The sequence below is a fragment of the Enterobacter sp. SCRI0065 genome, assembly GCF_059766475.1.
Genome location: NZ_JCBAJB010000005.1, coordinates 150,831 through 174,765, shown reverse-complemented (window position 1 = coordinate 174,765; position 23,935 = coordinate 150,831). Strand labels below are relative to the sequence as shown.

At 54.0% G+C, this 23,935-nt stretch carries 24 protein-coding genes; 13 read left to right on the top strand and 11 right to left on the bottom strand.

What is annotated here, in order from left to right:
- The first annotated feature begins 78 nt into the window (after nt 1-78).
- The 7 genes from AC6EMZ_RS15495 (at nt 79) to AC6EMZ_RS15465 (ending at nt 6,374) form a co-directional block, all read left to right on the top strand.
- Nucleotides 79-1,245 carry an aldo/keto reductase gene (locus AC6EMZ_RS15495; RefSeq protein WP_498403470.1) on the top strand — a complete coding sequence of 389 codons (1,167 nt, stop codon included), beginning with the start codon at nt 79-81 and terminating at the stop codon, nt 1,243-1,245.
- A gap of 14 nt (nt 1,246-1,259) precedes the next feature.
- Nucleotides 1,260-1,940 (top strand): heavy metal response regulator transcription factor, encoded by a 681-nt coding sequence (locus AC6EMZ_RS15490; RefSeq protein WP_285923421.1) that lies wholly within the window; start codon nt 1,260-1,262, stop codon nt 1,938-1,940.
- 15 nt (nt 1,941-1,955) lie between these two features.
- Complete coding sequence (locus AC6EMZ_RS15485; protein WP_498403469.1) at nt 1,956-3,413, top strand: heavy metal sensor histidine kinase; 1,458 nt, start codon at nt 1,956-1,958, stop codon at nt 3,411-3,413.
- Nucleotides 3,414-3,477: 64 nt separating this feature from the next.
- Nucleotides 3,478-3,954 carry a (R)-mandelonitrile lyase gene (locus tag AC6EMZ_RS15480; RefSeq protein WP_498403468.1) on the top strand — a complete coding sequence of 159 codons (477 nt, stop codon included), beginning with the start codon at nt 3,478-3,480 and terminating at the stop codon, nt 3,952-3,954.
- Nucleotides 3,932-4,693: a carboxymuconolactone decarboxylase family protein gene (locus AC6EMZ_RS15475; protein WP_498403467.1), complete on the top strand. Its 762-nt coding sequence runs from the start codon at nt 3,932-3,934 to the stop codon at nt 4,691-4,693. Before AC6EMZ_RS15480 ends, AC6EMZ_RS15475 begins: the two co-directional genes overlap by 23 nt.
- Nucleotides 4,694-4,702: 9 nt before the next feature.
- Nucleotides 4,703-5,287 (top strand): flavodoxin, encoded by a 585-nt coding sequence (locus AC6EMZ_RS15470; RefSeq protein WP_498403466.1) that lies wholly within the window; start codon nt 4,703-4,705, stop codon nt 5,285-5,287.
- Nucleotides 5,288-5,309: 22 nt separating this feature from the next.
- On the top strand, nt 5,310-6,374 hold the full coding sequence (locus AC6EMZ_RS15465) for an alpha/beta hydrolase (protein ID WP_498403465.1): 1,065 nt from the start codon (nt 5,310-5,312) through the stop codon (nt 6,372-6,374).
- Between the two features lie 173 nt (nt 6,375-6,547).
- Here AC6EMZ_RS15465 and AC6EMZ_RS15460 read toward each other — a convergent pair whose 3' ends face one another.
- Nucleotides 6,548-7,204 (bottom strand): TetR/AcrR family transcriptional regulator, encoded by a 657-nt coding sequence (locus tag AC6EMZ_RS15460; protein ID WP_498403463.1) that lies wholly within the window; start codon nt 7,202-7,204, stop codon nt 6,548-6,550.
- 173 nt (nt 7,205-7,377) lie between these two features.
- Here AC6EMZ_RS15460 and AC6EMZ_RS15455 point away from each other — a divergent pair, with 173 nt between their 5' ends.
- The 5 genes from AC6EMZ_RS15455 (at nt 7,378) to AC6EMZ_RS15435 (ending at nt 12,880) form a co-directional block, all read left to right on the top strand.
- Nucleotides 7,378-8,928 (top strand): FAD-dependent monooxygenase, encoded by a 1,551-nt coding sequence (locus AC6EMZ_RS15455; RefSeq protein WP_498403462.1) that lies wholly within the window; start codon nt 7,378-7,380, stop codon nt 8,926-8,928.
- Nucleotides 8,925-10,103: a serine hydrolase domain-containing protein gene (locus AC6EMZ_RS15450; protein WP_498403461.1), complete on the top strand. Its 1,179-nt coding sequence runs from the start codon at nt 8,925-8,927 to the stop codon at nt 10,101-10,103. Before AC6EMZ_RS15455 ends, AC6EMZ_RS15450 begins: the two co-directional genes overlap by 4 nt.
- Before the next feature lie 21 nt (nt 10,104-10,124).
- Nucleotides 10,125-10,829 carry an HXXEE domain-containing protein gene (locus AC6EMZ_RS15445; RefSeq protein ID WP_498403459.1) on the top strand — a complete coding sequence of 235 codons (705 nt, stop codon included), beginning with the start codon at nt 10,125-10,127 and terminating at the stop codon, nt 10,827-10,829.
- A gap of 186 nt (nt 10,830-11,015) precedes the next feature.
- Nucleotides 11,016-11,867: an aldo/keto reductase gene (locus tag AC6EMZ_RS15440; protein ID WP_498403458.1), complete on the top strand. Its 852-nt coding sequence runs from the start codon at nt 11,016-11,018 to the stop codon at nt 11,865-11,867.
- Nucleotides 11,868-11,890: 23 nt separating this feature from the next.
- The gene (locus AC6EMZ_RS15435) at nt 11,891-12,880 is read left to right on the top strand and encodes an aldo/keto reductase (protein ID WP_498403457.1); all 990 of its coding nucleotides are present in this window, start codon (nt 11,891-11,893) and stop codon (nt 12,878-12,880) included.
- A gap of 34 nt (nt 12,881-12,914) precedes the next feature.
- On the opposite strand, the gene AC6EMZ_RS15430 is transcribed toward AC6EMZ_RS15435, so the two are convergent.
- The 9 genes from AC6EMZ_RS15430 to AC6EMZ_RS15390 form a co-directional block, all read right to left on the bottom strand.
- Nucleotides 12,915-13,808, bottom strand: a complete 894-nt coding sequence (locus AC6EMZ_RS15430) for a LysR family transcriptional regulator (protein ID WP_498403456.1) — start codon at nt 13,806-13,808, stop codon at nt 12,915-12,917.
- Nucleotides 13,809-13,975: 167 nt separating this feature from the next.
- Complete coding sequence (locus AC6EMZ_RS15425) at nt 13,976-14,863, bottom strand: transporter substrate-binding domain-containing protein (RefSeq protein WP_498403455.1); 888 nt, start codon at nt 14,861-14,863, stop codon at nt 13,976-13,978.
- 9 nt (nt 14,864-14,872) lie between these two features.
- The gene (locus AC6EMZ_RS15420) at nt 14,873-15,646 is read right to left on the bottom strand and encodes an amino acid ABC transporter ATP-binding protein (RefSeq protein WP_498403454.1); all 774 of its coding nucleotides are present in this window, start codon (nt 15,644-15,646) and stop codon (nt 14,873-14,875) included.
- Complete coding sequence (locus AC6EMZ_RS15415) at nt 15,630-16,550, bottom strand: amino acid ABC transporter permease (RefSeq protein WP_498403453.1); 921 nt, start codon at nt 16,548-16,550, stop codon at nt 15,630-15,632. The genes AC6EMZ_RS15420 and AC6EMZ_RS15415 overlap by 17 nt, the downstream gene beginning before the upstream one ends.
- Nucleotides 16,551-16,559: 9 nt before the next feature.
- The gene (locus tag AC6EMZ_RS15410; protein WP_498403452.1) at nt 16,560-17,069 is read right to left on the bottom strand and encodes a GNAT family N-acetyltransferase; all 510 of its coding nucleotides are present in this window, start codon (nt 17,067-17,069) and stop codon (nt 16,560-16,562) included.
- 9 nt (nt 17,070-17,078) lie between these two features.
- The gene (locus AC6EMZ_RS15405; protein ID WP_498403451.1) at nt 17,079-18,011 is read right to left on the bottom strand and encodes an ABC transporter substrate-binding protein; all 933 of its coding nucleotides are present in this window, start codon (nt 18,009-18,011) and stop codon (nt 17,079-17,081) included.
- Between the two features lie 12 nt (nt 18,012-18,023).
- Nucleotides 18,024-19,340 (bottom strand): LLM class flavin-dependent oxidoreductase, encoded by a 1,317-nt coding sequence (locus tag AC6EMZ_RS15400; protein WP_498403449.1) that lies wholly within the window; start codon nt 19,338-19,340, stop codon nt 18,024-18,026.
- Between the two features lie 16 nt (nt 19,341-19,356).
- Nucleotides 19,357-20,478 carry a M20 peptidase aminoacylase family protein gene (locus tag AC6EMZ_RS15395; RefSeq protein ID WP_498403448.1) on the bottom strand — a complete coding sequence of 374 codons (1,122 nt, stop codon included), beginning with the start codon at nt 20,476-20,478 and terminating at the stop codon, nt 19,357-19,359.
- Nucleotides 20,475-21,464 carry an LLM class flavin-dependent oxidoreductase gene (locus tag AC6EMZ_RS15390; protein ID WP_498403446.1) on the bottom strand — a complete coding sequence of 330 codons (990 nt, stop codon included), beginning with the start codon at nt 21,462-21,464 and terminating at the stop codon, nt 20,475-20,477. The genes AC6EMZ_RS15395 and AC6EMZ_RS15390 overlap by 4 nt, the downstream gene beginning before the upstream one ends.
- A gap of 463 nt (nt 21,465-21,927) precedes the next feature.
- Between AC6EMZ_RS15390 and AC6EMZ_RS15385 the strand changes: the two genes are divergently transcribed.
- Complete coding sequence (locus AC6EMZ_RS15385) at nt 21,928-23,463, top strand: methyl-accepting chemotaxis protein (protein ID WP_498403445.1); 1,536 nt, start codon at nt 21,928-21,930, stop codon at nt 23,461-23,463.
- Here the strand turns inward: AC6EMZ_RS15385 and AC6EMZ_RS15380 are convergent.
- Nucleotides 23,460-23,858 carry a (R)-mandelonitrile lyase gene (locus AC6EMZ_RS15380; RefSeq protein ID WP_498403585.1) on the bottom strand — a complete coding sequence of 133 codons (399 nt, stop codon included), beginning with the start codon at nt 23,856-23,858 and terminating at the stop codon, nt 23,460-23,462. The two genes, AC6EMZ_RS15385 and AC6EMZ_RS15380, sit on opposite strands and share 4 nt — an antisense overlap.
- Nucleotides 23,859-23,935 lie beyond the last annotated feature (77 nt).

Here is a 23,935-nt window from a genome sequence, read left to right as displayed (position 1 = left end):
TTATGTTGGCAATCACGACGCAGAATGGTCTCGCTTAAATGAGATTCATGTTCAATTTTCTGATAAACGGAGCGATCAATGAAAAGCCAGAATGACCCAACAATGCCAGCGCGACGCAAGCTATTAGTCGCCGGGGCCGGTATTGCCGCCGCCTCAATGATTCCGCACGTATCAGCGGCGAGCCCGTCCTCTCAGGTCGATTCATCCAGACAACCCAGCCAACTCAATGCTGCTCCTGGCAAGCGTAAACTCGGGAAGCTGGAAGTTTCTGCCGTCGGTCTGGGCGTGCAGAACATGAGTCGCAAATACGACACTTCCGTTCCCTGGCGTCCCGAGATGATCAATGTTATCCACCGGGCATTTGATGAAGGGGTAACGTTCTTCGACGCTGCTGAAGCCTACGGCCCGTTTGAAGTCGAAAAAATTCTCGGGGAAGGCGTCGCCCCGTTCAGGGACAAAATCGTTATCGCCACCAAGTTTGGCTGGAACATTGACCAACAGACGGGTAAGCGTCTGCCGGGCCTTAACAGTAGGCCGGAGCATATCAGGCAGGTCGTCGACAATATGCTCAAACGCCTGCGTACCGATCGTATCGATTTACTGTATCAACACCGGGTTGACCCGCAGATCCCTATCGAAGATGTCGCCGATGCGGTGAAAGATTTAATGGCTCAAGGGAAAGTCCTGCACTGGGGTCTGTCTGAAATGGGCATCAACACGTTGAGACGCGCTCATGCCACATTACCCGTGACCGCCGTGCAAAGTGAATACTCCATGCTCTGGCGCGGCCCTGAAAAGCAGGTATTTCCGGTGTGTGAAGAGCTGGGCATTGGGTTCGTGCCATGGAGTCCACTCGGCGTGCAATTTTTAACGGGCTGGATTGATGAGAATACCCGGTTCGCTGCCGGTGATTTCCGCGCGACAGAAACACGCTTCTCACCTGATAACCTTCCACACAACTTACAGCTGGTTGAATTACTGAAATCCTGGGCAATAAGAAAAAATGCCGCGCCGGGGCAGATTGCACTGGCATGGCTCCTGGCCCGTAAACCCTGGATTGTTCCCATCCCTGGCACTACCAATAAAGACCATATGCTGCAAAACACAGCGGCTACCGGCGTGTCGCTGACCGCCGCTGAGATGACCGAGCTTACCCGCTCACTGGATGCGATCACTATCCAGGGGAAACGTCTGCCGGATGCTGTGCAGGTTTATTCCGATGTTGAAGCACCGTTGAAAAGTTAAGAGGAAGTCCCGCTATGCGCCTGCTGTTAGTCGAAGATGAAGAAAAAACGTCAACCTATCTCAACCGCGCGTTGAGTGAGTCCGGATTTACGGTAGATGTCTCTGCTGATGGCGCTGAAGGTCTTCATTACGCACTGGAGTTCGACTACGACGCGATAATACTGGATGTGATGCTGCCGGGGATGGATGGCTACCGGGTACTAGAGGGTGTGCGGGCAGCTAAACAGACGCCGGTGCTGATGCTCTCGGCACGGGGATCGGTCGACGAGCGCGTTAAAGGGTTGCGTCTTGGCGCGGATGATTATCTCCCTAAGCCCTTTTCGCTTATTGAACTGGTGGCGCGCATTCAGGCACTGGTGCGTCGCCGCGCTACGGATGGCGCAGACATCACCCAGCTGCAAATTCACGATCTGCATCTCGACCTGCTGGCTCGCCGCGTATTCCGCGCCGGAACGCGGCTGGAACTGACCGCAAAAGAGTTTTCCCTGCTGAGCCTTCTGGCCCGGCATCAGGGGGAGATTCTGTCAAAAATGATGATTGCGGAGCAGATATGGGACATGAATTTTGACAGCGATGCCAACGTGGTTGAAGTGGCCATTAAACGACTTCGGGCTAAAGTGGATGCCCCGTTCGATATCAAACTGCTGCATACCGTTCGTGGCATGGGCTATGTCCTCGAAGTCCGGTCCGCATAAATGAAGGGGGTAAGCATGCCTAAGCGTTCCATCTCCGTTCACCTGGCGCTGATGTTTGCCTTATCCGCGCTACTGATTGTGTCCGTTATCGGTATCTTGCTCAGAAGCTCTTTGCATGATTCTTTGCAAAAGCAGATGCACAACGAACTGCTGTTCAGGGAATCATTAATGAGTCCGTGGATCACCGCACGCACCTCGGCTGAAGGCTGGTCACTGCTTGCCAATAAATTCACCGTGTTAACCAATTCTGAAGGTGAACGCGTTCGCTACTGGATAGTGAGCGATAACCCACGCTTTAGCATGGGGGGAACACCACCGGTAGGTGTTCAGTGGTCTTCTTTACAGGAAGGCTTTAATAAAGTGCCCGGAGCATCGGAAGGTGCATGCTCGCTGTTCCTGTTAGTGAAAATCATCCCCGCCAACGGTGAGCGGCCTGAGTTGCGCTATGTGGTTGCCATCGACTCCACGCCGTACATGGGCACACTCGATGCGTTCACGCGTACATTGCTGATCATTACCGCACTGGGCGTCGTGATTGTCGCCTTACTGGGATACGTCGTCTCAAGGATCGGTCTTCGTCCCGTTGGGGCGCTCAGTAGACAGGCCCGGCAACTCGCTCCCGGGGACCATGGTCAGCGCCTGAATACCGAAGCATTACCTGACGAACTACAGCAGTTAGCCTCATCTTTTAATGGCGTGCTGGAACGGCAAGAGGTCGCCTGGAGGCAGCTCGAAAGCTTTAACGCCGATGTTGCGCATGAACTCCGGACTCCGCTGACAAATCTGATCGGCCAGACGCAACTGGGGCTCTCGCGCCGACGCTCGCAGGATGAACGGGAAGAGTTATTGGGTTCCAATCTGGAAGAACTTGAACGCATGACCTCGATAGTTAACGACATGCTGTTCCTGTCCCATGCTCACGCGGGTGAGCATGCTTCCCAGCTTACGCAGGTATCCCTGCGGGAAGAAACCCTGAAAACAGCGGAGTATGTGGAGCCCTCTTTTGCTGAAAAACAGCTCTCTCTGGATGTTCAGGGCGACGTCACCGCGGACATCGATCGGCGACTGTTCCACCGCTCACTGGCTAATTTACTGGAAAACAGCGCAAGGCATTCGCCGTCTAATAGCACGGTTACGGTGCGCTTAAGCGAAAAAGGTCATCAAGCCTGGGTAGAAGTTTCGAACCCGGGCGATCCAATAACACCTGAGCACTTACACCGACTTTTCGAGCGGTTCTATCGCGTTGACACCTCCCGGGCCAGGAGTGATACCCATCATGGACTGGGCCTGTCGATCGTGCGTGCCGTCGCCATTATGCACCGGGGGGATGTCTTTGCCCGTAGTGAAGGTGGCATCAACACCTTTGGCCTCACCTTTGCGATGCAAGCAGATAAAGCGGTGGGCAATGCTCACTCCGACACTGCGCCAGGAAAAGGGTTAACTGACAGAATTGTCAGGGGGGCGTCAGCCTGACGTCATCACCCCCTCGATAAAATCATCGCAGGCATTCCCCTCTTCATTGATAAGGACGCTTTGTATGATCGGACATTTACGTTACCTCGGGCTGTTACTGCCTATTACATTTTCATCCTGGGCAGCGGAGCAAAATCCCGCTGTCCATATTGCCCCCGCAGGAAGTCAGAACGCGGTGCATGGACCCGCCGAGAACTTTACCGGCCGCGTCCGGGTTGATCCTCTCTTCAAGCCGGATAACGACATCCCTGTTTCCGGGGCTTATGTCACGTTTGAGCCCGGCGCTCGTTCCGCCTGGCATACGCATCCGGCAGGTCAGCGGCTGATTGTGACCTCGGGTGTTGGGCTCACCCAACAAGAAGGCCAGCCGGTGCAGGTTATCCGTGCGGGCGACGTTGTCTCTTGCCCGGCGGGCGTCAAACACTGGCACGGGGCGGTACCCGGCAGCGCGATGACGCATCTGGCGATAACCGGGATTGTGGATGGCAAAAGCGTTAACTGGAAGGAGTTAGTGACAGATGAACAATACCACGCCCATTAAAGCATTAGCGGCAGCGGTACTGCTGACCTTTGGTTTTGGTCTCGCGGCACATGCTGCGCCCGTCAATAAAGGAGCCTCAGAAATGAACCACGAACAAACGGTTTCAGATACGCTGTCAGCCAGCCAACAGGCCATCCCGTTGATTGCGGCATCGATGGCCAGCAGTCAGATGGATAAGCTGAATGCCGCCCTGAATCAGGGTCTTGACGCAGGACTCACGATAAACGAAACCAAAGAGATTCTCGTCCAGCTTTATGCCTATACGGGCTTCCCCCGTAGCCTGAATGCGCTTAGTGAACTGATGAATGTCGTCGAAGCACGTAAACAACGTGGTATCAAAGACGTTGAGGGTAAAGAACCGGTCGCCCCTGTCCCTGTCGGGGATGAGCTTCGCCGTGTCGGTACCGCAAACCAGACAAAAATCTCAGGCGCTCCCGTCCAGGGCCCGCTGTTTGATTTTGCCCCAGTCATTAATCAATTCCTGCAAACGCATCTGTTTGGCGACATTTTCGCCCGCGATAATCTCGACTGGCAAAGCCGCGAGCTGGCAACGGTTGGCGCATTAGCAGCCACACCAGGCGTTGAAGCCCAGTTGCTATCGCATACGCGAGCAAGCATGCGGGTCGGCCTGACGGCAGCGCAGCTACGCCAGCTGGCACAGGTTCTGCGTGAACATGGCGAAAATGATGCAGCAACTCGAGCTGAAAAGGCGCTGCAGCAGGCGCTCGCAAACCATTAGGAGTGGGTTATGGAGCATGATCCCAACCGCAGAATGTTAATCACCGCACTTGCAGGGCTGACGCTTGCGAACATTTCTTTGGCATCAGCTGCGACCGGGACCGCAAACGTGCAGGGTAAAAGCCGGATTCTGGTCGCGTACTTTTCCCGCAGCGGAAATACACGGGTGATTGCGGGCGTCATTCACCGTAGCCTGAATACCGATCTGTTTGAAATTGAACCGGCAACACCTTATCCGGAAGACTATTTCCAGACCGTTGAACAGGCGAAAAATGAGCGTGAGCGAGGCGTAAAACCGGCATTAAAAAATAGCGTCGCAGATATCTCACGCTACGAGACCGTGTATTTAGGCTTTCCTGTCTGGGGGACCAGCGTGCCGCCTGTAGTGCAAGCATTTCTTAGCAGACATAACCTTGCGGGCAAATTACTGATCCCCTTCATAACTCACGGTGGCTACGGTAAAGGAGACAGCGAAGACATCCTTGCCCGTCTCGCCCCCACTGCGCGCCGGGAAAAACCGCTGGTCATTGAATGCGACCAGGAGCGAAGAACCACAGAAACGGTCACCAGCTGGTTAGAGACGATACGCAGCTGATTTATTGATAAGAGGAAATAACGTGAAGACAATCTTAAAAGCGCTGGCCATCTGCGTGATGGCCGGTGGCCTGGTGGCACAGTCGGTCTATGCCGAGCCGCTGGTCATTCAGGAACAGGGAAGTTTTTCTGCTGGTGGCACTTTCATCACCGCACCAGGAACATTTGACGCGAAAAAGCCGCTGGACTCTGCTGGCCAAACCTACCATGGCGATCATGCCTCTGTGTTCTATCAAATTCCGGAGAATCCGCATAAATACCCTATCGTCATGCTGCACGGCGCAGGTCAGTTCTCCCGTACCTGGGAAAGCACCCCGGATGGTCGCGAAGGGTTCCAGAACATCTTCCTGCGTCGCGGGTTCTCAACTTATCTTGTCGATCAGCCACGCCGGGGCAGCGCCGGACGCACGACGGTAGAAGGTACTGTTTCGCCAAAACCGGATGAGCAGATGTGGTTCAACCAGTTCCGCGTTGGCGTGTGGCCAGAGTATTTTAAAGGCGTTCAGTTCTCTCACGACAAAGAAGCACTGAACCAGTATTTCCGTCAGATGACCCCAAATACCGGGCCGTTTGATATCAATGTCATCTCCGATGCGATGTCCGCCGTCGTGGATAAATCCGGCCCGGCGATCCTCTTCACCCATTCTCAGGGTGGCGGACCAGGCTGGTACACAGCGATGAAAAACAACAAGGTCAAAGCCATTGTCGCCTTTGAGCCTGGAAGCAGCTTTGTCTTCCCGGAAAAGGAACTCCCTGCCCCTATGCCAAGCGCGTTTGACACGCTGAAGGGCGAGCCTATGCCAATGGAGCAGTTTATGGCACTGACCAAAATCCCGATTCTGATTATTTACGGCGATAACATACCGGATAAACCTGTCGCCATGCCCGCGCAGGACAGTTGGCGCGTTCGCCTGGCGATGGCCCGTGAGTGGCGTGACGCGGTGAACAAGCATGGCGGGGACGTGACGGTGACGCATCTGCCAGAAGTGGGAATTAAAGGGAATACCCACTTCCCGTTCTCTGATTTAAATAATGTGCAGATTGCTGATTTGGTGAGTCAGTTTTTGAAGGAAAAAGATCTGCAGTAGAATGCGGTAGTATTGAGCCTTCAATAATGAAGGCTCAATACATATATAAGCTTTATAAAATTAAAAAGGCCTAATCCTGGCGGTAAATTGTTGAACGTGACTGTCCGCTGTGAGCGAAGAGCGGACGTTGGCCGTAGCCAGATGTTTACAAACACTTCCCACGATCACACTTTTCACGCATCGTCCGCTTGCTCAGAGGGATAGTTAAGAAGCCCTCTTAGTATGATATCGGTATGACTTTTAGCTAAATCCTGCAAATCGGGCCGCAGTTCACTGTCTTCAGCAAAGATTTCCCTGAAAAGCGTGGCCGTGACCATTGGACCCACTATGGATAGCGCCTGAAGTTGCGGGTTTCCAGTCCTGACCTCCCCCCGTTTTTGCCCCTCCGCCAGGACGCCCGACAGCATGTTCAGCACTCGGGCTACGACGTTGTCATGCCAGATGTTGGCAAGATCAGGAAACTGCCGCGACTCGCTGATGACCATCCGCGCGATAGCAGGGATATGACTGTCTGCTGGTCCCTTTGCTGCTGCCTGTAAAAGCGCAGGGATGAGAAGGCGTACTGGCCTGCCGAAATCTGAAGCGGCCTTCTCCATTCCTTCCAGATTAACGGTAAATGCAGTGCGTGCCACGGCTCGGAAGAGATCTTCCTTGGTCTCAAAATAGAGATAAAGCGTTCCTTTCGCGATCCCGGCGCGACGGGCAACCTCGTTGAGGTTGGTTGCCGCGTAGCCCTTTTCTGCAAAAACACATGTCGCAGCATCAATTATTTCTGACGGGCGTGCCTCTTTCCGACGCCGGCGCTGAGGGCGTTCTGTTTCTGTAGTCACTATAGCTCCTCTTTTGACGATTTTTTACAGTGTTGTTGTGACTCAGTCAACGCTTACACCTTTACATTACACATTAATGACTCTAGAGTCATTAATGTGTAATTCCCGACATTCGCATTAAACTCGTGTGGTCATCCTGTGCCGGCACGTCTCATCACTGAAAAGGAATAGCTATGTCAAACACTGAGGTTCTTATCGTTGGAGCCGGTCCCACCGGCCTCGTCCTTGCCATCTGGCTGACAAAGCAGGGTGTGTCCGTTCGCATCGTCGATAAAAGTACCGGCCCGGGTGAAACTTCACGGGCGATGGCCGTTCAGGCCCGCACGCTGGAGCTTTATCGCCAGCTCGATATGGCAGAAGACGTGTTGGCAGCGGGCTATAAAACGCCAGCCATGAACATGTGGGCGCGTGGTAAACGCAAAGCGCATATTGCCCTGACTGACGCAGGGCAAGACATTTCCCCCTATCCGTTCGTGCTGGTTTTCCCCCAGGATAAACATGAAAAGCTCCTGGTCGAAAAGTTGCGGAGCCTGGGCGTTGAAGTTGAGCGGGAAACCGAGTTCGTCACCTTTGAAGATCACGATGACCACGTCCTCGCCACGCTGAAAAAACCGGATGGTCAGGAAGAGGTCTGCACGGCCACTTATCTTGCGGGATGTGACGGAGCACGTTCCCCGATCCGTCACCTGACGGGTAGCGGCTTTGAAGGCGGTACTTACAAACAAATCTTTTACGTTGCTGATGTTGTGGCGAGCGGCGTTGAGCCCGCAGGCGAGGCGCATATTGCGTTTGATAAGTCAGATTTTGTCCTTGTAATGGCCTATGGGGATCAAAATCAGTACCGCCTGATTGGTACCGTCCAGGATGAACGCGCATCTGACCCCGAAGCGCTGACCTTTAAAGATGTCGGGCATACGGCGATTGAAGGTCTGGGCATCAGCATCGATAAGGTGAACTGGTTCTCAACCTACCGCGTTCACCACCGGGTCACTGATCACTTCCGACACGGGCGTGCCTTCCTGCTGGGTGATGCGGCTCACGTTCACAGCCCCGCAGGGGGCCAGGGGATGAACACCGGCATCGTGGATGCCATCAATCTGGCCTGGAAACTCTCGGCCGTACTCAAATCGCAGGCACCGGACAGTCTGCTCGACAGCTATGACTCAGAGCGCAGGGCCTTCGCCCATAAACTCGTTGAGACCACAGACCGCCTGTTCAGCTTTGCCACCGCCGAGGGAGGCTTTGCTGATTTTGTGCGCACGCGCATTGCACCGGTCTTTGCCAGCGTCGCCTACGGCCTGGACAACGTGCGCGAATACATGTTCCGCGTTATTTCACAAACCATGCTTGACTATCCGGACAGCCCCCTCAGCGCCGGTAAAGCGGGCACGGTGAGCGGCGGCGACCGCCTGCCGTACGTACGTTTTGAGGGGCACGACAATTATACCTCTCTCAGCAATATTGCCTGGCAGGTTCACGTTTACGGCACGCCGTCGTCCGAACTGAGGTTGTGGTGCGAAAACCACCGTATTCCGCTTCATCCTTTCCTCTGGCAGGAGGCGTTCGGTAAAGCCGGGTTTGCGCGAGATGCCGCCTACCTGCTCCGGCCTGACGGTTATGTCGGGATTGCCGTCAGCGACGGGCAGCCAGAAGCGCTGACCACCTATATCAAAAAACACGGGCTTCAGTTTTCTAACAAACAGTCAGAAAGGACAATTTTATGACACAGGCAACATTACCCACTTCCACCCCAGCGTCAGCGGGCCTTGATGAAGGCGCACTTGCGCGTCTCGATGCGGCAATCCAGGGCGATATCGACAAGCAGCTCAACTTTGGTGCCAGTATTATTGTCGCTCGTGGTGGCAAGATTGCCCACCGCAGGACATTCGGAACCGTAGCTCCTGAGAGAGCCACAGCTGACACAGACCGTTTCCTGCTGATGTCGATGAGTAAATCCTTTGTGGCCGCGCTGATACTCCGTGCTGTCGACGAAGGGCGCTTTACCCTGGATACGCTGGTCAACGACCTTGTGCCGGGCTTTGGGACCAATGGTAAACAACGGGCCACCCTGCGCCACCTGTTAACACACTCTGCCGGGCTGCCATTTGCATTAATCCCACCGGGACTGCCGCTCAATAAGGTCGGCGACCTGGGGGCGAAGACTCAGGCCATTAATGCTCTGCAGACCGAGTATATTCCCGGAACTCGCGTTATTTACACCTCGGCCGTTGGCTATGACCTGCTCGGCCAGGTGCTGGTCAATACGGACAGCCGGGGTCGTTCTTTTGCTCAGATTGTCAGTGAAGATTTATTCATTCCACTGGGGATGAATGACAGTAGCTTTGGCATTGATACGGCTGATACGCGTCGTGTACCGGCGTCGGCAACGGAGGAGAACAGCACGCCGATGACACCGATATTGCTTAACGCTTGTAATAATTTTTTCACCGGTACGGCTGAATTCCCGGCAGGTAACGCCTTTTCGACTATTGATGACGTTTTCAGGTTTACCGAGATGTATCGGGGACGCGGGACAACGGGTGACCTTCGTTATCTTTCACCTGCACTGTACGACTATGCTAATCGTAACCACACTGGTGACCTCACCAATGACGGGTGGTTGTTTGAAACGGAGCCTCGCGGCATGGCACCGTTCCCGGCACATTTCTCGTTGCTGGGTGGGTATGCTCGCGGCGAAGGTCATATCTTTACCGCAGCAGGTCAGACAGCTTCACCTGGCGCATTTGCTTCAGTCGGTGGGGGGTCGACGTCCTTCCTTGTCGATCCTGAACGGGACCTGACGTTTATTTTCCTGTCATCCGGATTCTTCACAGGATTATCGCATCTGGAACGCGTCTCTCGCTTACATGACCTGGCACTTGCCACGGTCAATAACTGATAAATACCGGTGGAATGCCTCATGCTCAATTATCTTATCCGACGCTGGTACAATATTGGCCTTGTCGTGGCACTCGGGGCAATCTGCTGGGGCATTTTTGGTGACATCAGCAAGGTTCAGGTGATCCTGCTGCTTAACCTTGTTGTTTTATGCTGGCATCAGTTTGAAGAAATGCGATGGCCTGGTGGTTCTCCCTGGATTTTAAACGAGGTGTTTAATGCTCAGGGGGGACCGGCGGATATCTATCCACTCAACCAGGCAAATTGTGCCTTCATCAATGTTGTGGCCTGGTTTGCTTATCTGGTTCCCGTTTTCTATCCGGATCTTATCTGGCTGGGCATTGCCCAGATACTGTTTGGAATGGGGCAGTTTGTGGTGCATGGCATCATCATTAACCGCAAACTCAAAACCTTCTACAACCCGGGTCTGGCCGCCGTCGTTCTGGGTCATATTCCTCTTGGCGTGTGGTATCTGATTGAGGTCTATAACACTACCACCGTCCGGGGCTGGGACTGGATCTTTGGCATACTGACGCTGGCTTCATTTATCGTAATATGTTTACGGATCATTGGTTATGGTCTGATGGTCAACAGGCACTCTCGTTTCCCTTTCGATTCGGAAGAGATGTCCAGATGGGGCAGATTGACGCATTTGGCCCGTGCGGGAATTACACCTTTCATGCTGAGTACTGACAGTCATAAAAATTCCAGCATTAAGTCTAAATAATGAGTTCCTGAATCAACGCCATCTGTATCTTATTAGGTGCGCAACGTCCGCTCATGGCACTAAGCCGACCTTCAGCCCCATCCAAATTAATGAACCCATCTAATAAACCCTAGCTAATTACCCCATCTAATCGAATAAATCAGTTTGCGTTATGCTTTTCCAACACAACAGCTGAAGGATAACGTCATGCAAACTGTAAAACTGAACAACGGGATTGAAATGCCCCTGCTGGGCTTTGGTGTGTTTCAGATGTCTGATGCCGCTGAATGCGAAAGAGCGGTTATTGATGCCATCGATACGGGATACCGCCTGATCGATACCGCCGCGTCTTACCAGAATGAAACGCAGGTCGGGAACGCTCTGAAACAAACTGGTATCGCCCGTAACGAAGTGTTTGTCACGACCAAACTCTGGCTTCAGGATACGAATTACGAAGGCGCTAAAGCCCAGTTCGAACGCTCCCTGAATCGACTGCAACTTGATTACGTTGACCTGTATCTTATTCACCAGCCTTACGGTGATGTCCATGGGGCCTGGCGCGCCATGGAAGAATTGCATCAGGCAGGCAAAATTCGCGCCATTGGCGTCAGCAACTTCCATCCTGACCGACTGGCCGATCTTATTGCTTTCAACACCATCGCTCCTGCGGTTAACCAGATTGAAGTCAACCCGTTCAATCAACAGTTGCACGCCGTGCCGTGGATGCTCAGTCGCGGGATCCAGCCAGAGGCCTGGGCACCGTTCGCAGAAGGCAAAAACGGTCTGTTTGAGCATCCTGAACTCACCGCTATCGGCGAAAAATATGGCAAAAGCGTCGGTCAGGTTGTTCTGCGGTGGATCTTCCAGCGCGGGATCGTGTCGCTGGCAAAATCCGTGCGCAAAGCACGAATGGAAGAAAATATCGCTATTCTCGACTTCGAACTCAGCCCGGAGGATATGCAACGGATTACGGCTATCGATACCGCAACCAGCGCGTTTTTCTCGCATCGTGACCCCGCAAGGGTGGAATGGCTTGCGGGCCGCAAACTCGATGTTTAACGCAAACAGAAGAGGATTGATGGATGCATACACGTTATCTCGGTAAATCCGGACTCGAAGTGTCGGCTCTGGGCCTGGGTTGTATGGGACTGAGCCACGGCTACGGCCCGGCGACGAATACCCGTCAGGCCATCGAACTGATTCGCGCCGCCGTCGAACGCGGCGTGATGTTCTTCGACACCGCCGAAGTTTACGGGCCCTATCTGAATGAAGAGGTTGTAGGCGAAGCCTTAAAACCATTTCGTGACCGCGTGGTCATCGCCACCAAGTTTGGTTTTACCTTCGGTGCGGACAACAAGCAGCAGATTTTAAACAGCCGTCCAGAGCATATCCGTGAAGCTGTGGAAGGATCATTACGTCGTCTAAAGACGGATGTTATTGATCTGCTGTATCAACACCGAGTCGATCCAGATGTGCCGATTGAAGATGTTGCGGGGACGGTAAAAGACCTGATCGCTGAAGGCAAAGTTAAACATTTCGGTCTGTCCGAAGCAGGTGTGCAAACCATTCGTCGTGCGCATGCCGTACAACCTGTCACGGCCCTGCAAAGCGAATACTCAATGTGGTGGCGCGAGCCTGAGCGGGAGATCCTGCCGCTTCTGGAGGAGCTGGGCACTGGTTTTGTGCCCTTTAGCCCATTAGGCAAAGGCTTCCTGACGGGATCGATTAAGCCAGGAACCACTTTTGGGAAGGATGATTACAGAAGCCAGGTGCCGCGTTTCGCCGAGCAGGCGATTGAAGCCAATGAAAAGCTGGTCTCATTGCTAGGTGAACTGGCGGGAGATAAAGGCGTGACGTCTGCACAAATCGCGCTGGCATGGTTACTGGCACAAAAGCCGTGGATTGTTCCTATCCCAGGTACCACCAAACTGCACCGGCTGGAAGAAAACATGGGGGCCGCCGACATCATTCTTTCGCAGGATGACTCACGGCAGATAACTCAGGCGCTTGAAACGATTAAAATCGTCGGCGAACGTTACTCTCCTGAGCACCAGGCCCGCACAGGCCGTTAATACCCGAACGGGGCCGCTGAGATTGGCGGACCCGTTATTCCTGGTAGCGAAGTGCATCGATCATCAGCGCAAAAGCGGGCGGATGCTGCTTACGGCTCGGGTAGTAGAGGTAATACCCGGGGAAAGATGGGCACCAGTCCTGCAAAACCTGAATAAGCTCTCCTGACTTTATATAATCCTGCACCCGGTCTTCAGGTATACAGGCGATGCCAAAACCGGATAAGGCCGCATCAATCCTTTCTGCCTGCAGATTAAACGTGACCTGCCCTTCCACTCTGACCCGTAACGGTTTCCCTTCCTTCTCAAATTCCCAGTGGTAAAGCCCACCGGCTGTCGGCAGGCGCATATTGATACACCGATGATTTTGTAGCTCGTGCGGCGTTTCTGGTGCAGGGTTTGCAGCGAAATAAGACGGTGCTCCAACCACAGCCATTCTCATATCCGGCCCAATTCTTACCGCAATCATGTCTTTATCCACGCTTTCACCCAGGCGGATCCCGGCATCAAAACGCCCTTCGACGATATTGACAAAGCCGTTATCAACCACCAGTTCAACATTGATTTCCGGGTATTCCCTGAGGAAGGGTTTTAACTTCGGCCACACCAGACTTCGCGCGGCATGCTCCCCGGCAGATAAACGGATATTGCCGGAGGCAGTGCCGTTCAGTTGAACAAGCGATTCCAGCTCCTGCTCAAGATCGGCAATACGCGGTTCAAGGCAGGCAATAATTCTCTCACCTGCTTCTGTAGGGGCAACGCTTCGGGTCGTGCGGGTCAAGAGGCGGATATTCAGCCTTTCCTCCAGGGCCTTCATCGCGTGGCTGAGTGCAGACTGAGAAACGCCCAGTTTGCCCGCTGCTTTGGTGAAACTTCGCTCCCTTGCCACCACAAGAAAAATTTGCAGTTCATTGAAGTTTTCTTTCAGCATCGGTGATTTCCTTATGGAGGCATTCCCTTCATCGCACATTTATGAAGGGTGTTCATAGACACATTCATTTTAGCCCCATTAATGACAATAATGATAACCGGATTGCCGAAAGGTAGTGATCTGTACGCGAGTAGTCTGGGCAGTCTGTTGAGCAGAACAAACTGCTGTTAATAGGTTATCCCCGGCGGATTCACCTCCGACTGTGCTACCGCTTCGCCCTGCTCGCCCCAGCGTGCCAGCACCATTTGATATTCTCCGCGCTGAATCGCACCGTCTAATGCCGCCTGCAACGCATAAACCAGCCCGTTCCCCTTTTTGGTCGTCGTCGCGACATAGGCCTTTTTCGGCCCCAGGCCTACCACGCGCGTTTTGCCCGTGAGCGCCGCTTTATAGGCTGAAACCGACTGCGGGCCAAAAAACACATCCGCTCTGCCAGACTGAATATACAAATTACCCGACGCGTCATCGGTCAGATATACCGGCAGCGCGGGCTCACGCCCGGCTTTGGTATTCTCTTCGTTCCAGCCAAGTAAAATACGCTCCTGATTGGTGCCAGAGCCGACAATCACCTTTTTACCCGCCAGATCTTCCGCGCGCTTAATAGTCTGAACGTCGCTGGTGGATTTCACCGAAAATGCCAGCGAATCGACGCGATAGGTTGCAAAGTCATACTTCTCTTTACGTTGCTCGGTCACCGCAATGTTGACCAGCGCGACGTCATAGCGTCCGGAAGTAATGCCCAGCGGCCAGTCCTCCCACGCGGTGGGCACCAGTTTAAGCTTCAGACCCAGGCTACCCGCCAGCAGCCGGGCGATATCCGGATCGCTGCCAATCCGGGTTCGGTTATCGCTTGCCAGCAACGCCAGCGGCGGCGAGTTTAGTGCCGAGATGGCCACCGTCAGCGTTCCCGGTTCGACAAACGTATAGTTTGCCGGGATCTTCGCGATCGCCTGCCGATCGACCGTCACCGACAGCGGCTGTTCGTTGGCTTTTAAATCAATGCTGGCGTGACCCGCCGTTGCCACACCAATCAGCACCAGAAATCCGTATTTCATGCTTTCTCCTTACAACACCTTTGACAAGAACTGGCGCGTTCGCGCGTGTGATGGACGGTTCAACACGTCGTCGCTGCTGCCCTGCTCCACAATTTTGCCATCAACCATAAATACCACCTGATCGGCGACCTCGCGGGCAAAGCCAATCTCATGCGTGACCACCACCAGCGTGGTACCTGACCGGGCCAGCTTTTTAATCACATCCAACACTTCGCCAACCAGCTCCGGATCGAGCGCCGACGTTGGCTCATCAAACAGCATGACGCGAGGTCGCAGCGCCAGCGCGCGCGCGATGGCGATACGCTGCTGCTGACCACCGGAAAGATGACGCGACCAGGCGTCGGCTTTATCGCGCAATCCCACAACGTCCAGCAGCCCATAAGCTCTGTCCACTGCGGCCTTACGGCTCAGTTGCCTGTGCGCAATCGGTGCTTCAATCAGGTTTTCCAGCACGGTGAGGTGCGGGAACAGGTTGAAGTTTTGAAACACGTACCCGACGTTAACCCGCTGCTTTAAAATATCTTTCTCTTTCAGCTCGTACAGTTTGTCTCCCTGACGACGATAGCCAACGTAATCCCCGTCGATCTGAATAAAACCTTCGTCGACGCGTTCCAGGTGATTAATAGTGCGCAGTAGCGTCGATTTCCCGGACCCCGATGGCCCGAGGATCACCGTGACCGATCCCGGCGGGATCTCCAGCGACACGTTATCGAGCGCTTTGTGACGGCCAAAAAACTTGCTGACGCCGGTAATCGAAATATGTCCTTCAGGAGAGGCTGGCATGGATAGGCTCCTGCGTTGTGGTGACGGAACGAGTAAGGAATGAAGAACGAGAGTGATTCACCGCCGAGCGTCGCTCGCTGCGGGCTAAGCCACGTTCGACCACATGTTGAATGGCTGACAGCACGGTGGTGATGACCAGATACCAGACGGCACCGACCATCAGCAGCGGAATGACTTCCTGCGTGCGGTTGTAGATCATCTGAATGGTGTAGAACAGCTCCGGCATGGCCAGCACGTAAACCATTGCCGTCCCCTTGGCGAGGCTGATGATTTCGTTAAATCCGGAAGGCAAAATGGTCCGGAGCGCCTGCGGCAAAATGATACGCAACGTGCGACGCGAGGCAGGTAAACCCAACGCGGCGGCGGCTTCATATTGACCATGGTCAACGCCCAGGAATCCGCCGCGGATGATTTCAGCCGTGTAGGCACTTTGCACCAGCGTCAGTCCGACCACGGCGGTAGAAAATTGCCCCAGCACGTTGATGGTCTCAAAGCTGCCCCAGGTGATGCCGGTAAACGGTACGCCGAGCGACAGCGTGTCGTACAAATAGGAGAAGTTGTAGAGAATGATCAACACTACGATCAGTGGCAACGATCGAAACAGCCAGATATAGCCAAACGCCAGGCCACTGAGCAACCAGGATGACGATAGCCGCGCCAGCGCCAACAGGCCGCCAATCATGACGCTCAGCACCGTCGCGATCAACGTCAGTAACAGCGTTTGCCCAACGCCTTCAACAATCACCGGGTCGAAAAACCAGCGCGCAAAAACACGCCACTCCCAGCGCGGGTTAAAGGCCACTGACTGCACGACAACCGCCAGCACAAACAGCGCCACAATTGCGCCGACGATGCGCCACGGGTAGCGCGCCGGGATCACTTTGATGGTTTCAACGTTGCTCATCGTCGCTCCTCATGCCGTTTTGCTGAACGCTTCGCGTACCAGCGTTTTGGTGAACCGAAGCCGTCCGTCGAACGGCGGCTGGCTGTACGCTTCCGGATCGCGTTGCAGGTCAAACTGCGGCGCGTAGCCCTGGCTTAAATAGAGCCGGACCGCTTCAGGCTGACGAAAGCCGGTGGTGAGGTAAATATTGCTATAGCCAGCCAACACCGCCCTGCGCTCCAGCTCAGCCACTATCCTGGCGGCAAGCCCCTGCTGACGCAGGGTTTTGTGGGTCCAGATGCGTTTGATCTCAGCGGTTTGGTCGTCAAAGGGTTTGTAAGCGCCGGTTGCGATAATTTCACCGTCACGTTCCAGCACAATAAACAGCCCCTGAGGCGGTAAGTACCATTCGGTCAACTCCACCTCCGCATCTTTAGAAAAGTAATCGCCGTAGCGGGCTGCATATTCCCCAAACAGCCCCTCGATAATGGGCTGGAGCTGGGCATCTTCCGGCGAAACGTCGCGAAAAAGGTCGGTCATGTTCTCTCCTTAATCGCCCAGTCCGGCGGGATTAACTTCTGAATGAGGGATACGCTCGACGCCTTCGCCCCAGCGGTTAAGCACCTTGTCGTAATCTCCGTTTTGGATAACGCCGTTCAACGCGGTTTGTACCGGTTCAACCAGTCCACTGCCTTTTTTCAGCGTCACGGCGATGTGCGCGGCTTTCGGCCAGCCACCGTCCACGCTGCCGACCAGCTTGGTTTTGCCGGTCAGTGCCGCTTTCCACGCGCCAATCACGTTCGGACCAAAGAACGCGTCCGCACGACCCGACTGGATCGCGAGGGTTTGTGCCGCATCGTCTTTGGTATAAACCGGAGTAAAGGGCTTGAGGCCTTTCTTCAGGTTTTCGGCATTCCACGCCAGCAGGATGGCTTCTTGATTGGTGCCGGAACCCACGATAATGCGCAATCCGGCGATCTGTTCCGCCTTGTCGATGCGCTTGATAGGACTGGTCGATTTCACGTAAAAACCGAGGGAATCTTTACGGTAGGTGGCGAAATCAAACTTCTCTTTACGCTCTTTGGTAACCGTAATATTGCTGATTGCCGCATCGTATTTACCAGAGGCCACGCCCAGCGGCCAGTCTTCCCAGGACGTTGGCACCACGTTCAGCTCCAGTCCCAGACTATCGGCGACCAGGCGAGCAACATCCACCTCGCTGCCGAGCAACGTTTTGTTGTCATCAGAAAACACCGTCAACGGTGGAGAGTTCAGCGCCGCTACGGCCACGGTAAATTTACCCGGATGGGCGAAGCGATAATCCTTCGGCAACCGCGCGACCGCATCACTATTTTTGGCGGTGTTGATTGGGTTTTTATTGGCCTCAAGGCTTACGCCGGTACCGTTTATATTCACGTTTGCGGCCCAAACGGCAGGGGTAAAGGCCAGCGCAAGGGCCAGAATTAGCGATGATTTCTGCATAGCGTTGCTCTCTTATTGTTGTGTGTACTGATTTTTAGGCTGGTCTAATCCCAGACTCTCTCGCAGCGTGGTGCCTGGGTATTCCGTTCGGAACAGTCCGCGTGCCTGAAGCACCGGAACCACATGGTCCACAAAACGCGGGAAGGTGTCTGGCGTGCCACCCTGAATAATGAACCCGTCAGCGGCGTACTCGTCAAACCACCGTTGCAGGCTGTCAGCGACCTCCTCCGGCGTTCCGGAGAAGCGCGGGCGCGGCGAGGCGGCTTCAAGCGCGACCTGACGCAGCGTCAGGTTCCGCTCGCGGGCGTTGCGTTTGATTTCATCGGTGGTGCTGCGAAAACTGTTTTGTCCTAAATCACCGATATCCGGGAAAGGTTCATCAAGCGGATACTGGCTAAAATCGTGATGCTCAAAATAGCGGCCCAGATAATTGAGCGCGTCGTGAACGGAGACCAGCGCGGCGGTCGTTTGATATTGCTGCTCAACGTCATCGGCATCTTTTCCGACAATCACGCTGACACCCTGGAATATATGCAGTTCATCCCCACGGCGGCCCTGTAATTCCAGCTGCTGTTTAACGTCGCGATAAAAGGCTTTGGCTTCCTCCAGCGTGTCGTGATGGGTGAATATGGCATCGGCATGCTTAGCGGCTAATTTCTTGCCATCGTCAGACGCTCCGGCCTGAAATACAATCGGGCGACCCTGCGGCGTTCGGCCAATATTGAGTGGCCCGGCGACCTGGAAGAAATCACCGTGGTGATCCAGCGCGTGTAGTTTTTCAGGATTAAAGAACTGGCCGCTCTCTTTATTGCGCACGAAGGCGTCACCTTCCCACGAGTCCCAAAGTCCTTTCACCACGTCGAGATATTCGTCCGCAATGCGATAGCGCAGCGCGTGTTCCGGATGTTTATCGCGTGAGAAATTCTTCGCCGAGCCTTCCAGCGGCGAGGTCACCACGTTCCAGCCTGCACGCCCGTTACTCAGATGGTCGAGGCTGGCGAACTGTCGCGCCACGGTGAAAGGTTCGCTATAGGAGGTGGATAAGGTGCCAACCAGACCCAGACGGCTGGTAATACTGGCAAGCGCCGATAATACCGTCAGCGGTTCAAAACGATTTAAGAAATGCGGAATAGATTTTTCGTTAATATACAGCCCGTCGGCAACAAATAAAAAATCCAGCTTGCCCTCTTCTGCCTTTAGCGCCGTCTCTTTCACGAAATGAAAATTAATACTGGCATCGGCTATCGCCGCCGGATGACGCCAGGCAGACATATTCCCGGACGCACCATGCAAAATAGTTCCCAGCCGTAACTGTCGTGTTGCAGACATACTCACCCCTTAATCGTTAAATTTGATGTAATGCTTTTTCTGCAAGCTGTGCGAAATAATGTGCTGCGGGTTCGATTAATGCTTCATCGGGGTTAAAAGCCGGATGATGCAGACCAAACGGACTGGCGCTGCCGATGCTGACAAACGCGCCGGGAATGTGCTGTAAATAGACGGCAAAATCTTCTCCGCCCATATGCAGTTCGGCATGTTGTGTTTCGTATCCCGCTTCTCGCGCAATAGAGGTGGCAAATTCGGCCCAGCGTTCGTCATTCACCAGCGCGGTGGGACCGGCATACCAGGTAATGTCAATTTGCGCATTGAAGGCGCTGGCAAATCCAGCGGCGATTTCGCCCACTCGTGCTTTGACGTTCTGCTGAACTTCGAGGCGATGGGTACGCAGGGTACCTTCCAGCTCGACGCTTTCTGGTAGTACGTTCCAGGTATTACCGCCCTCGATACGGGTTACGCTTAGCACCACCGAATCCAGCGTGTTCACGTTGCGGCTTGCCACGCTCTGCAGCGCCGTCACCAGTTGGCTGGCAAGTAAAATGGCATCGGAGCCTTCATGCGGACGCGCCGCATGAGCGCCTTTGCCCGTCACCCGAATGACAAACCGGTCGACGTTGGCGTAGAACGGACCGCCGCGAGTGGCAAAGGATCCGACCGGCAGGCCAGGCTCATTATGCATGCCAAAAATAGCGCTGATGTCGCGTAATGCTCCGGCGCGTACCAGGCTTTTTGCCCCACCAAAGTTCTCTTCGGCGGGCTGAAACAGAATGCGCACACGCCCGGGCAGCACCGCCTCGCGGGCTTTGAGCTGTAGCGCAGCCCCCAGAATGACGCTGGTATGAATGTCGTGCCCGCAGGCATGCATCACGCCAGGATTCTGTGAGCTAAACGCCACGCCGCTGCGCTCTTCAATCGGCAAGGCGTCGATATCGGCGCGCAGGGCAATTTGCTTTTCCCCCTCACCGATTTCAGCCACGATCCCGGTCTGAATATCGTAAGGAAGGACCTTAATCCCGGCGTCGGATAACCACTGACGCAGACGCGCGGTGGTTTCCACCTCTTGCCCTGAGAGTTCAGGGTGTTGATGCAGTTCGCGACGCCAGTCGACAAGCTGTTGGCCCAGGCTCATACCAGCACCTCCCCGGCAAATCGGGCCTGTGCCAGTAAACGCAGCGATTGGGTGCGCGCGTTCCCCTCCGCGACTGGGGTATCGATAATGAACTCATCAATACCCCAGGTTTCGTGCAGGGTCTGTAATTGTTGGCGTACCGACTCTGCCGTGCCAGCCAACAACGACTGCGCCCGACGCGCAATTCTTAGCGGTTCGCTGCCGGCCTGGCGCGCAAAGGCATAGGCCTGCTCTTCGCTCGCAACGGTGACTCGTTGCCCGTTTACCAGCTCAACGCCCCACACTTCGACCTTTTGCGCCAGTTCATCCGCTTGCGCTTGCGTAGAAGCGACGATCGCTTGTACCGCCACAATCACCTCTCGCGAACTGTTGGCACGCCAGGTGGCGATGACGTCACGCAAAAGATCTGGATCGCCATTCAGATGCGCGGCAAACACAAAATTCCAGTCCAGACTCGCTGCCAGTCGCGCGCTGTCCGTGCTTGCGCCCAGCAGAAAGCCCTGCGCAGGTGTGGCAGGCTGCGGCGTAGCGCGCAGTTCATTGTCGGACGTCGTCAGCCAGCCGTTTAACTGCGCCAGCTGTTCGGCAAAGCTCCCCTTCTCCTGCTGATTAAGTCCACGCTGCAACGCATGCGTCGACAACGGCAAACCGCCGGGCGCTTTACCCACGCCCAAATCCACGCGGCCCGGCGCGATAGCCGCCAGCACGTTAAAGTTTTCCGCGACTTTATAAGGACTGTAATGCTGCAACATGACACCGCCGGAACCCACGCGAATGCGTTTAGTCTGCCCAAGGATCCACGCGATAAGCAGTTCAGGGGACGGACTTGCCAGCTGATCGGTGTTGTGGTGTTCGGCAATCCAGAAGCGGTGAAACCCTAACGCTTCGGCCTGTTTTGCCAGGCTCAAGGTTCGCGCCAGCGCATCGGCGGCGGTTTCGTTTTCGGCTACGGGACTTTTATCCAGAATGCTGATTCGCCAGGACATGTCGTGTTCTCGTTTGGCTTAACATGTCGCCATTATTAAAGGGGGATTTCACCTCTGAGAAACAATTAATTTACATTTGGTTTGCCAGAATTCAGAAATGCAAAGCCATATTAAAAGTATGCCTTTACCGCGAGCGTGCTGAAAATGAACAGGATGACGTTCTATTGATGTTAATAAAACGGTGGTTCCGCTTGCCAGTTTACGCCATAGATTCACTATTCACTCATTATTTGACTTAAGTTGCGTTTTTCATTTCCCTATTAATTCCCGACTCTGTTTTGTTTTCATTTTTATTACACAGGCGCATTAATACAGATTAAATATATTTAATTTAGACACTTTCTTGTTTACCCCACTTTGTGGAAGAATGCGCACGCTGTAATAAACACAACAATAACTTCTGTCTTGCCTGACTCTTTTTTTGGGCGGCTTGTTCGTACTTGACATCACCATGGAGTTTTTCATGAGAAATAACACTCCTGTTACACAAAGCGAGTTTTTGCTTAACGACGGGTCGACGCTAATGTCGACCACTAACACCCAGAGCTATATTACTTACGCCAACTCTGCTTTTATTGAAGCCAGCGGCTATAAAGAAGAACATCTTATTGGTGAACCCCATAATGTCATTCGTCATCCTGACATGCCCGCGGAAGCCTTTGGCGACATGTGGTTTACGCTACAGCAGGGCCAGAGCTGGACAGGGCTTGTGAAGAATCGTCGTGGAGATGGCGATCATTATTGGGTACGGGCAAACGTTACACCGGTTTATCAAAACGACACTTTGACGGGTTATATCTCTGTTCGAAATATACCGCCACGTCAAGAAATCGAAGCCTGTGAAAGGCTGTACCAGCGCGTACAAAATAACGAATTAAAAGGCCATCGTTTTTATAAAGGGTTGTTGATTCGTCGCGGTTTATTTTCTTTTCTTTCCCTTTTTAAACGACTCAGCACGGCCAAAAGAGTCAATTATGGGATAGGCACTACCGCCCTGTTGACGTTACTTATTACGCTTTTATTACCTCTTGGGATCGCTCAAGCCAGCGGGCTGATTCTGCTTTTTATTATGCTGGGATTATATCTCAATGCGCAGATCAGTCGCCCAATGAAAACCATTGTTCGACATATGCAGCATGTCGTTTCAGGGCGAAAAACCGATTACTACCATTTCGATCGCGTCGATGAAATTGGCATGATGATGCGCCTGGTCAATCAGTCTGGTTTGAATCTGAATTCATTAGTGGATGACGTCGGCACGCAAATCGCAGGAATTAGCGAGATTAGCCAGCAGGTCGCCAAAGAAGGCGCGTCCTTACAGGCGCGTTCAGAAGAGACGGCAGACGATTTGCAGCAAACGGCCGCCGCCGTCGAAGAGATCGCCAGCGCCGTCAGGCAAACCGCCGAAACCGCCGGAGAGGCTATTCAGATGGCGGATCGCACCAGCGCCAGCGCTCATAATGGCGAAACCATTATGAAGCAGACGATTGGAATGATGCAGTCGGTCTCTAAAGATAATAGCCAGATTGTCGATATTATCGGCGTTATCGACCGTATCGCCTTTCAGACTAATATTCTGGCGCTTAACGCTGCGGTAGAAGCCGCGCGAGCCGGTGAAGCGGGTCGTGGATTTGCGGTGGTAGCAGCCGAAGTGCGTAACCTGGCGCAACACTCTGCATCGGCGGCAAAAGAGATCAAAACGCTGATTGAGAAAAACGTCGCCAGCGTTAACGCCGGGGTCGATATGGTTGAACAAACCGAAACGCATTTGACGGGGATGATTGGCAACGTGCTGCAAATGTCATCGTTAATTAAAGAGATCGGACACGCCACGCAGGAGCAAACCCAGGCACTTACGCTGATTAACGAGTCGATCTCGCGCATCGGTGTGATGACGCACAACAACACCGGCATGGTCGATAATGTCACACACGCCGCCAATCACCTGACGCAGCGCACTACGCGGTTGCAGCAGGCGATTGCGGTCTTTGGGGGTTAACGCCCCTGATACTGCTCGTCGGTGACTTTTTCCAGCCAGTCGACTGGGCTGCCGTTCACCGATTCAGCGATAGCAATATGCGTCATCGCGGTTTCTGAGCTGGCCCCATGCCAGTGTTTGACACCGGGCGGTATCCACGCGATATCGCCCTGATTCAATGCCTCAGCGTCTTTGCCCCACTCCTGCAACCAGCCGCGCCCCTGCGTCACAATCAGCGTTTGCCCCAGTGGATGGGTATGCCATGCGGTACGAGCACCCGGTTCGAAAGTGACGGTGGCCCCGCCGACGGCGGCAGGCTCTGTGGCCTGAAACGGTGCATCGATACGGACGGTACCGCTAAACCAGTCTTCAGGCCCACGGACCGAAGGGAGTGAACCGCTACGAATAATTTTCATCATGTCCTCCTGTTTTGCTGTTGCGTTAACAGTAGCGCAAAGACAGGTGCAGCATTAGACTGCATAATCAGAAAGGA

Bases quoted from the DNA above. Each gene is read 5' to 3' on its own strand.
- AC6EMZ_RS15495 (WP_498403470.1), top strand. From the start codon at position 79: ATGAAAAGCCAGAATGACCCAACAATGCCAGCGCGACGCAAGCTATTA.
- AC6EMZ_RS15490 (WP_285923421.1), top strand. From the start codon at position 1,260: ATGCGCCTGCTGTTAGTCGAAGATGAAGAAAAAACGTCAACCTATCTC.
- AC6EMZ_RS15485 (WP_498403469.1), top strand. From the start codon at position 1,956: ATGCCTAAGCGTTCCATCTCCGTTCACCTGGCGCTGATGTTTGCCTTA.
- AC6EMZ_RS15480 (WP_498403468.1), top strand. From the start codon at position 3,478: ATGATCGGACATTTACGTTACCTCGGGCTGTTACTGCCTATTACATTT.
- AC6EMZ_RS15475 (WP_498403467.1), top strand. From the start codon at position 3,932: ATGAACAATACCACGCCCATTAAAGCATTAGCGGCAGCGGTACTGCTG.
- AC6EMZ_RS15470 (WP_498403466.1), top strand. From the start codon at position 4,703: ATGGAGCATGATCCCAACCGCAGAATGTTAATCACCGCACTTGCAGGG.
- AC6EMZ_RS15455 (WP_498403462.1), top strand. From the start codon at position 7,378: ATGTCAAACACTGAGGTTCTTATCGTTGGAGCCGGTCCCACCGGCCTC.
- AC6EMZ_RS15450 (WP_498403461.1), top strand. From the start codon at position 8,925: ATGACACAGGCAACATTACCCACTTCCACCCCAGCGTCAGCGGGCCTT.
- AC6EMZ_RS15445 (WP_498403459.1), top strand. From the start codon at position 10,125: ATGCTCAATTATCTTATCCGACGCTGGTACAATATTGGCCTTGTCGTG.
- AC6EMZ_RS15440 (WP_498403458.1), top strand. From the start codon at position 11,016: ATGCAAACTGTAAAACTGAACAACGGGATTGAAATGCCCCTGCTGGGC.
- AC6EMZ_RS15435 (WP_498403457.1), top strand. From the start codon at position 11,891: ATGCATACACGTTATCTCGGTAAATCCGGACTCGAAGTGTCGGCTCTG.
- AC6EMZ_RS15430 (WP_498403456.1), bottom strand. From the start codon at position 13,808: ATGCTGAAAGAAAACTTCAATGAACTGCAAATTTTTCTTGTGGTGGCA.
- AC6EMZ_RS15425 (WP_498403455.1), bottom strand. From the start codon at position 14,863: ATGAAATACGGATTTCTGGTGCTGATTGGTGTGGCAACGGCGGGTCAC.
- AC6EMZ_RS15420 (WP_498403454.1), bottom strand. From the start codon at position 15,646: ATGCCAGCCTCTCCTGAAGGACATATTTCGATTACCGGCGTCAGCAAG.
- AC6EMZ_RS15415 (WP_498403453.1), bottom strand. From the start codon at position 16,550: ATGAGCAACGTTGAAACCATCAAAGTGATCCCGGCGCGCTACCCGTGG.
- AC6EMZ_RS15410 (WP_498403452.1), bottom strand. From the start codon at position 17,069: ATGACCGACCTTTTTCGCGACGTTTCGCCGGAAGATGCCCAGCTCCAG.
- AC6EMZ_RS15405 (WP_498403451.1), bottom strand. From the start codon at position 18,011: ATGCAGAAATCATCGCTAATTCTGGCCCTTGCGCTGGCCTTTACCCCT.
- AC6EMZ_RS15400 (WP_498403449.1), bottom strand. From the start codon at position 19,340: ATGTCTGCAACACGACAGTTACGGCTGGGAACTATTTTGCATGGTGCG.
- AC6EMZ_RS15395 (WP_498403448.1), bottom strand. From the start codon at position 20,478: ATGAGCCTGGGCCAACAGCTTGTCGACTGGCGTCGCGAACTGCATCAA.
- AC6EMZ_RS15390 (WP_498403446.1), bottom strand. From the start codon at position 21,464: ATGTCCTGGCGAATCAGCATTCTGGATAAAAGTCCCGTAGCCGAAAAC.
- AC6EMZ_RS15385 (WP_498403445.1), top strand. From the start codon at position 21,928: ATGAGAAATAACACTCCTGTTACACAAAGCGAGTTTTTGCTTAACGAC.
- AC6EMZ_RS15380 (WP_498403585.1), bottom strand. From the start codon at position 23,858: ATGAAAATTATTCGTAGCGGTTCACTCCCTTCGGTCCGTGGGCCTGAA.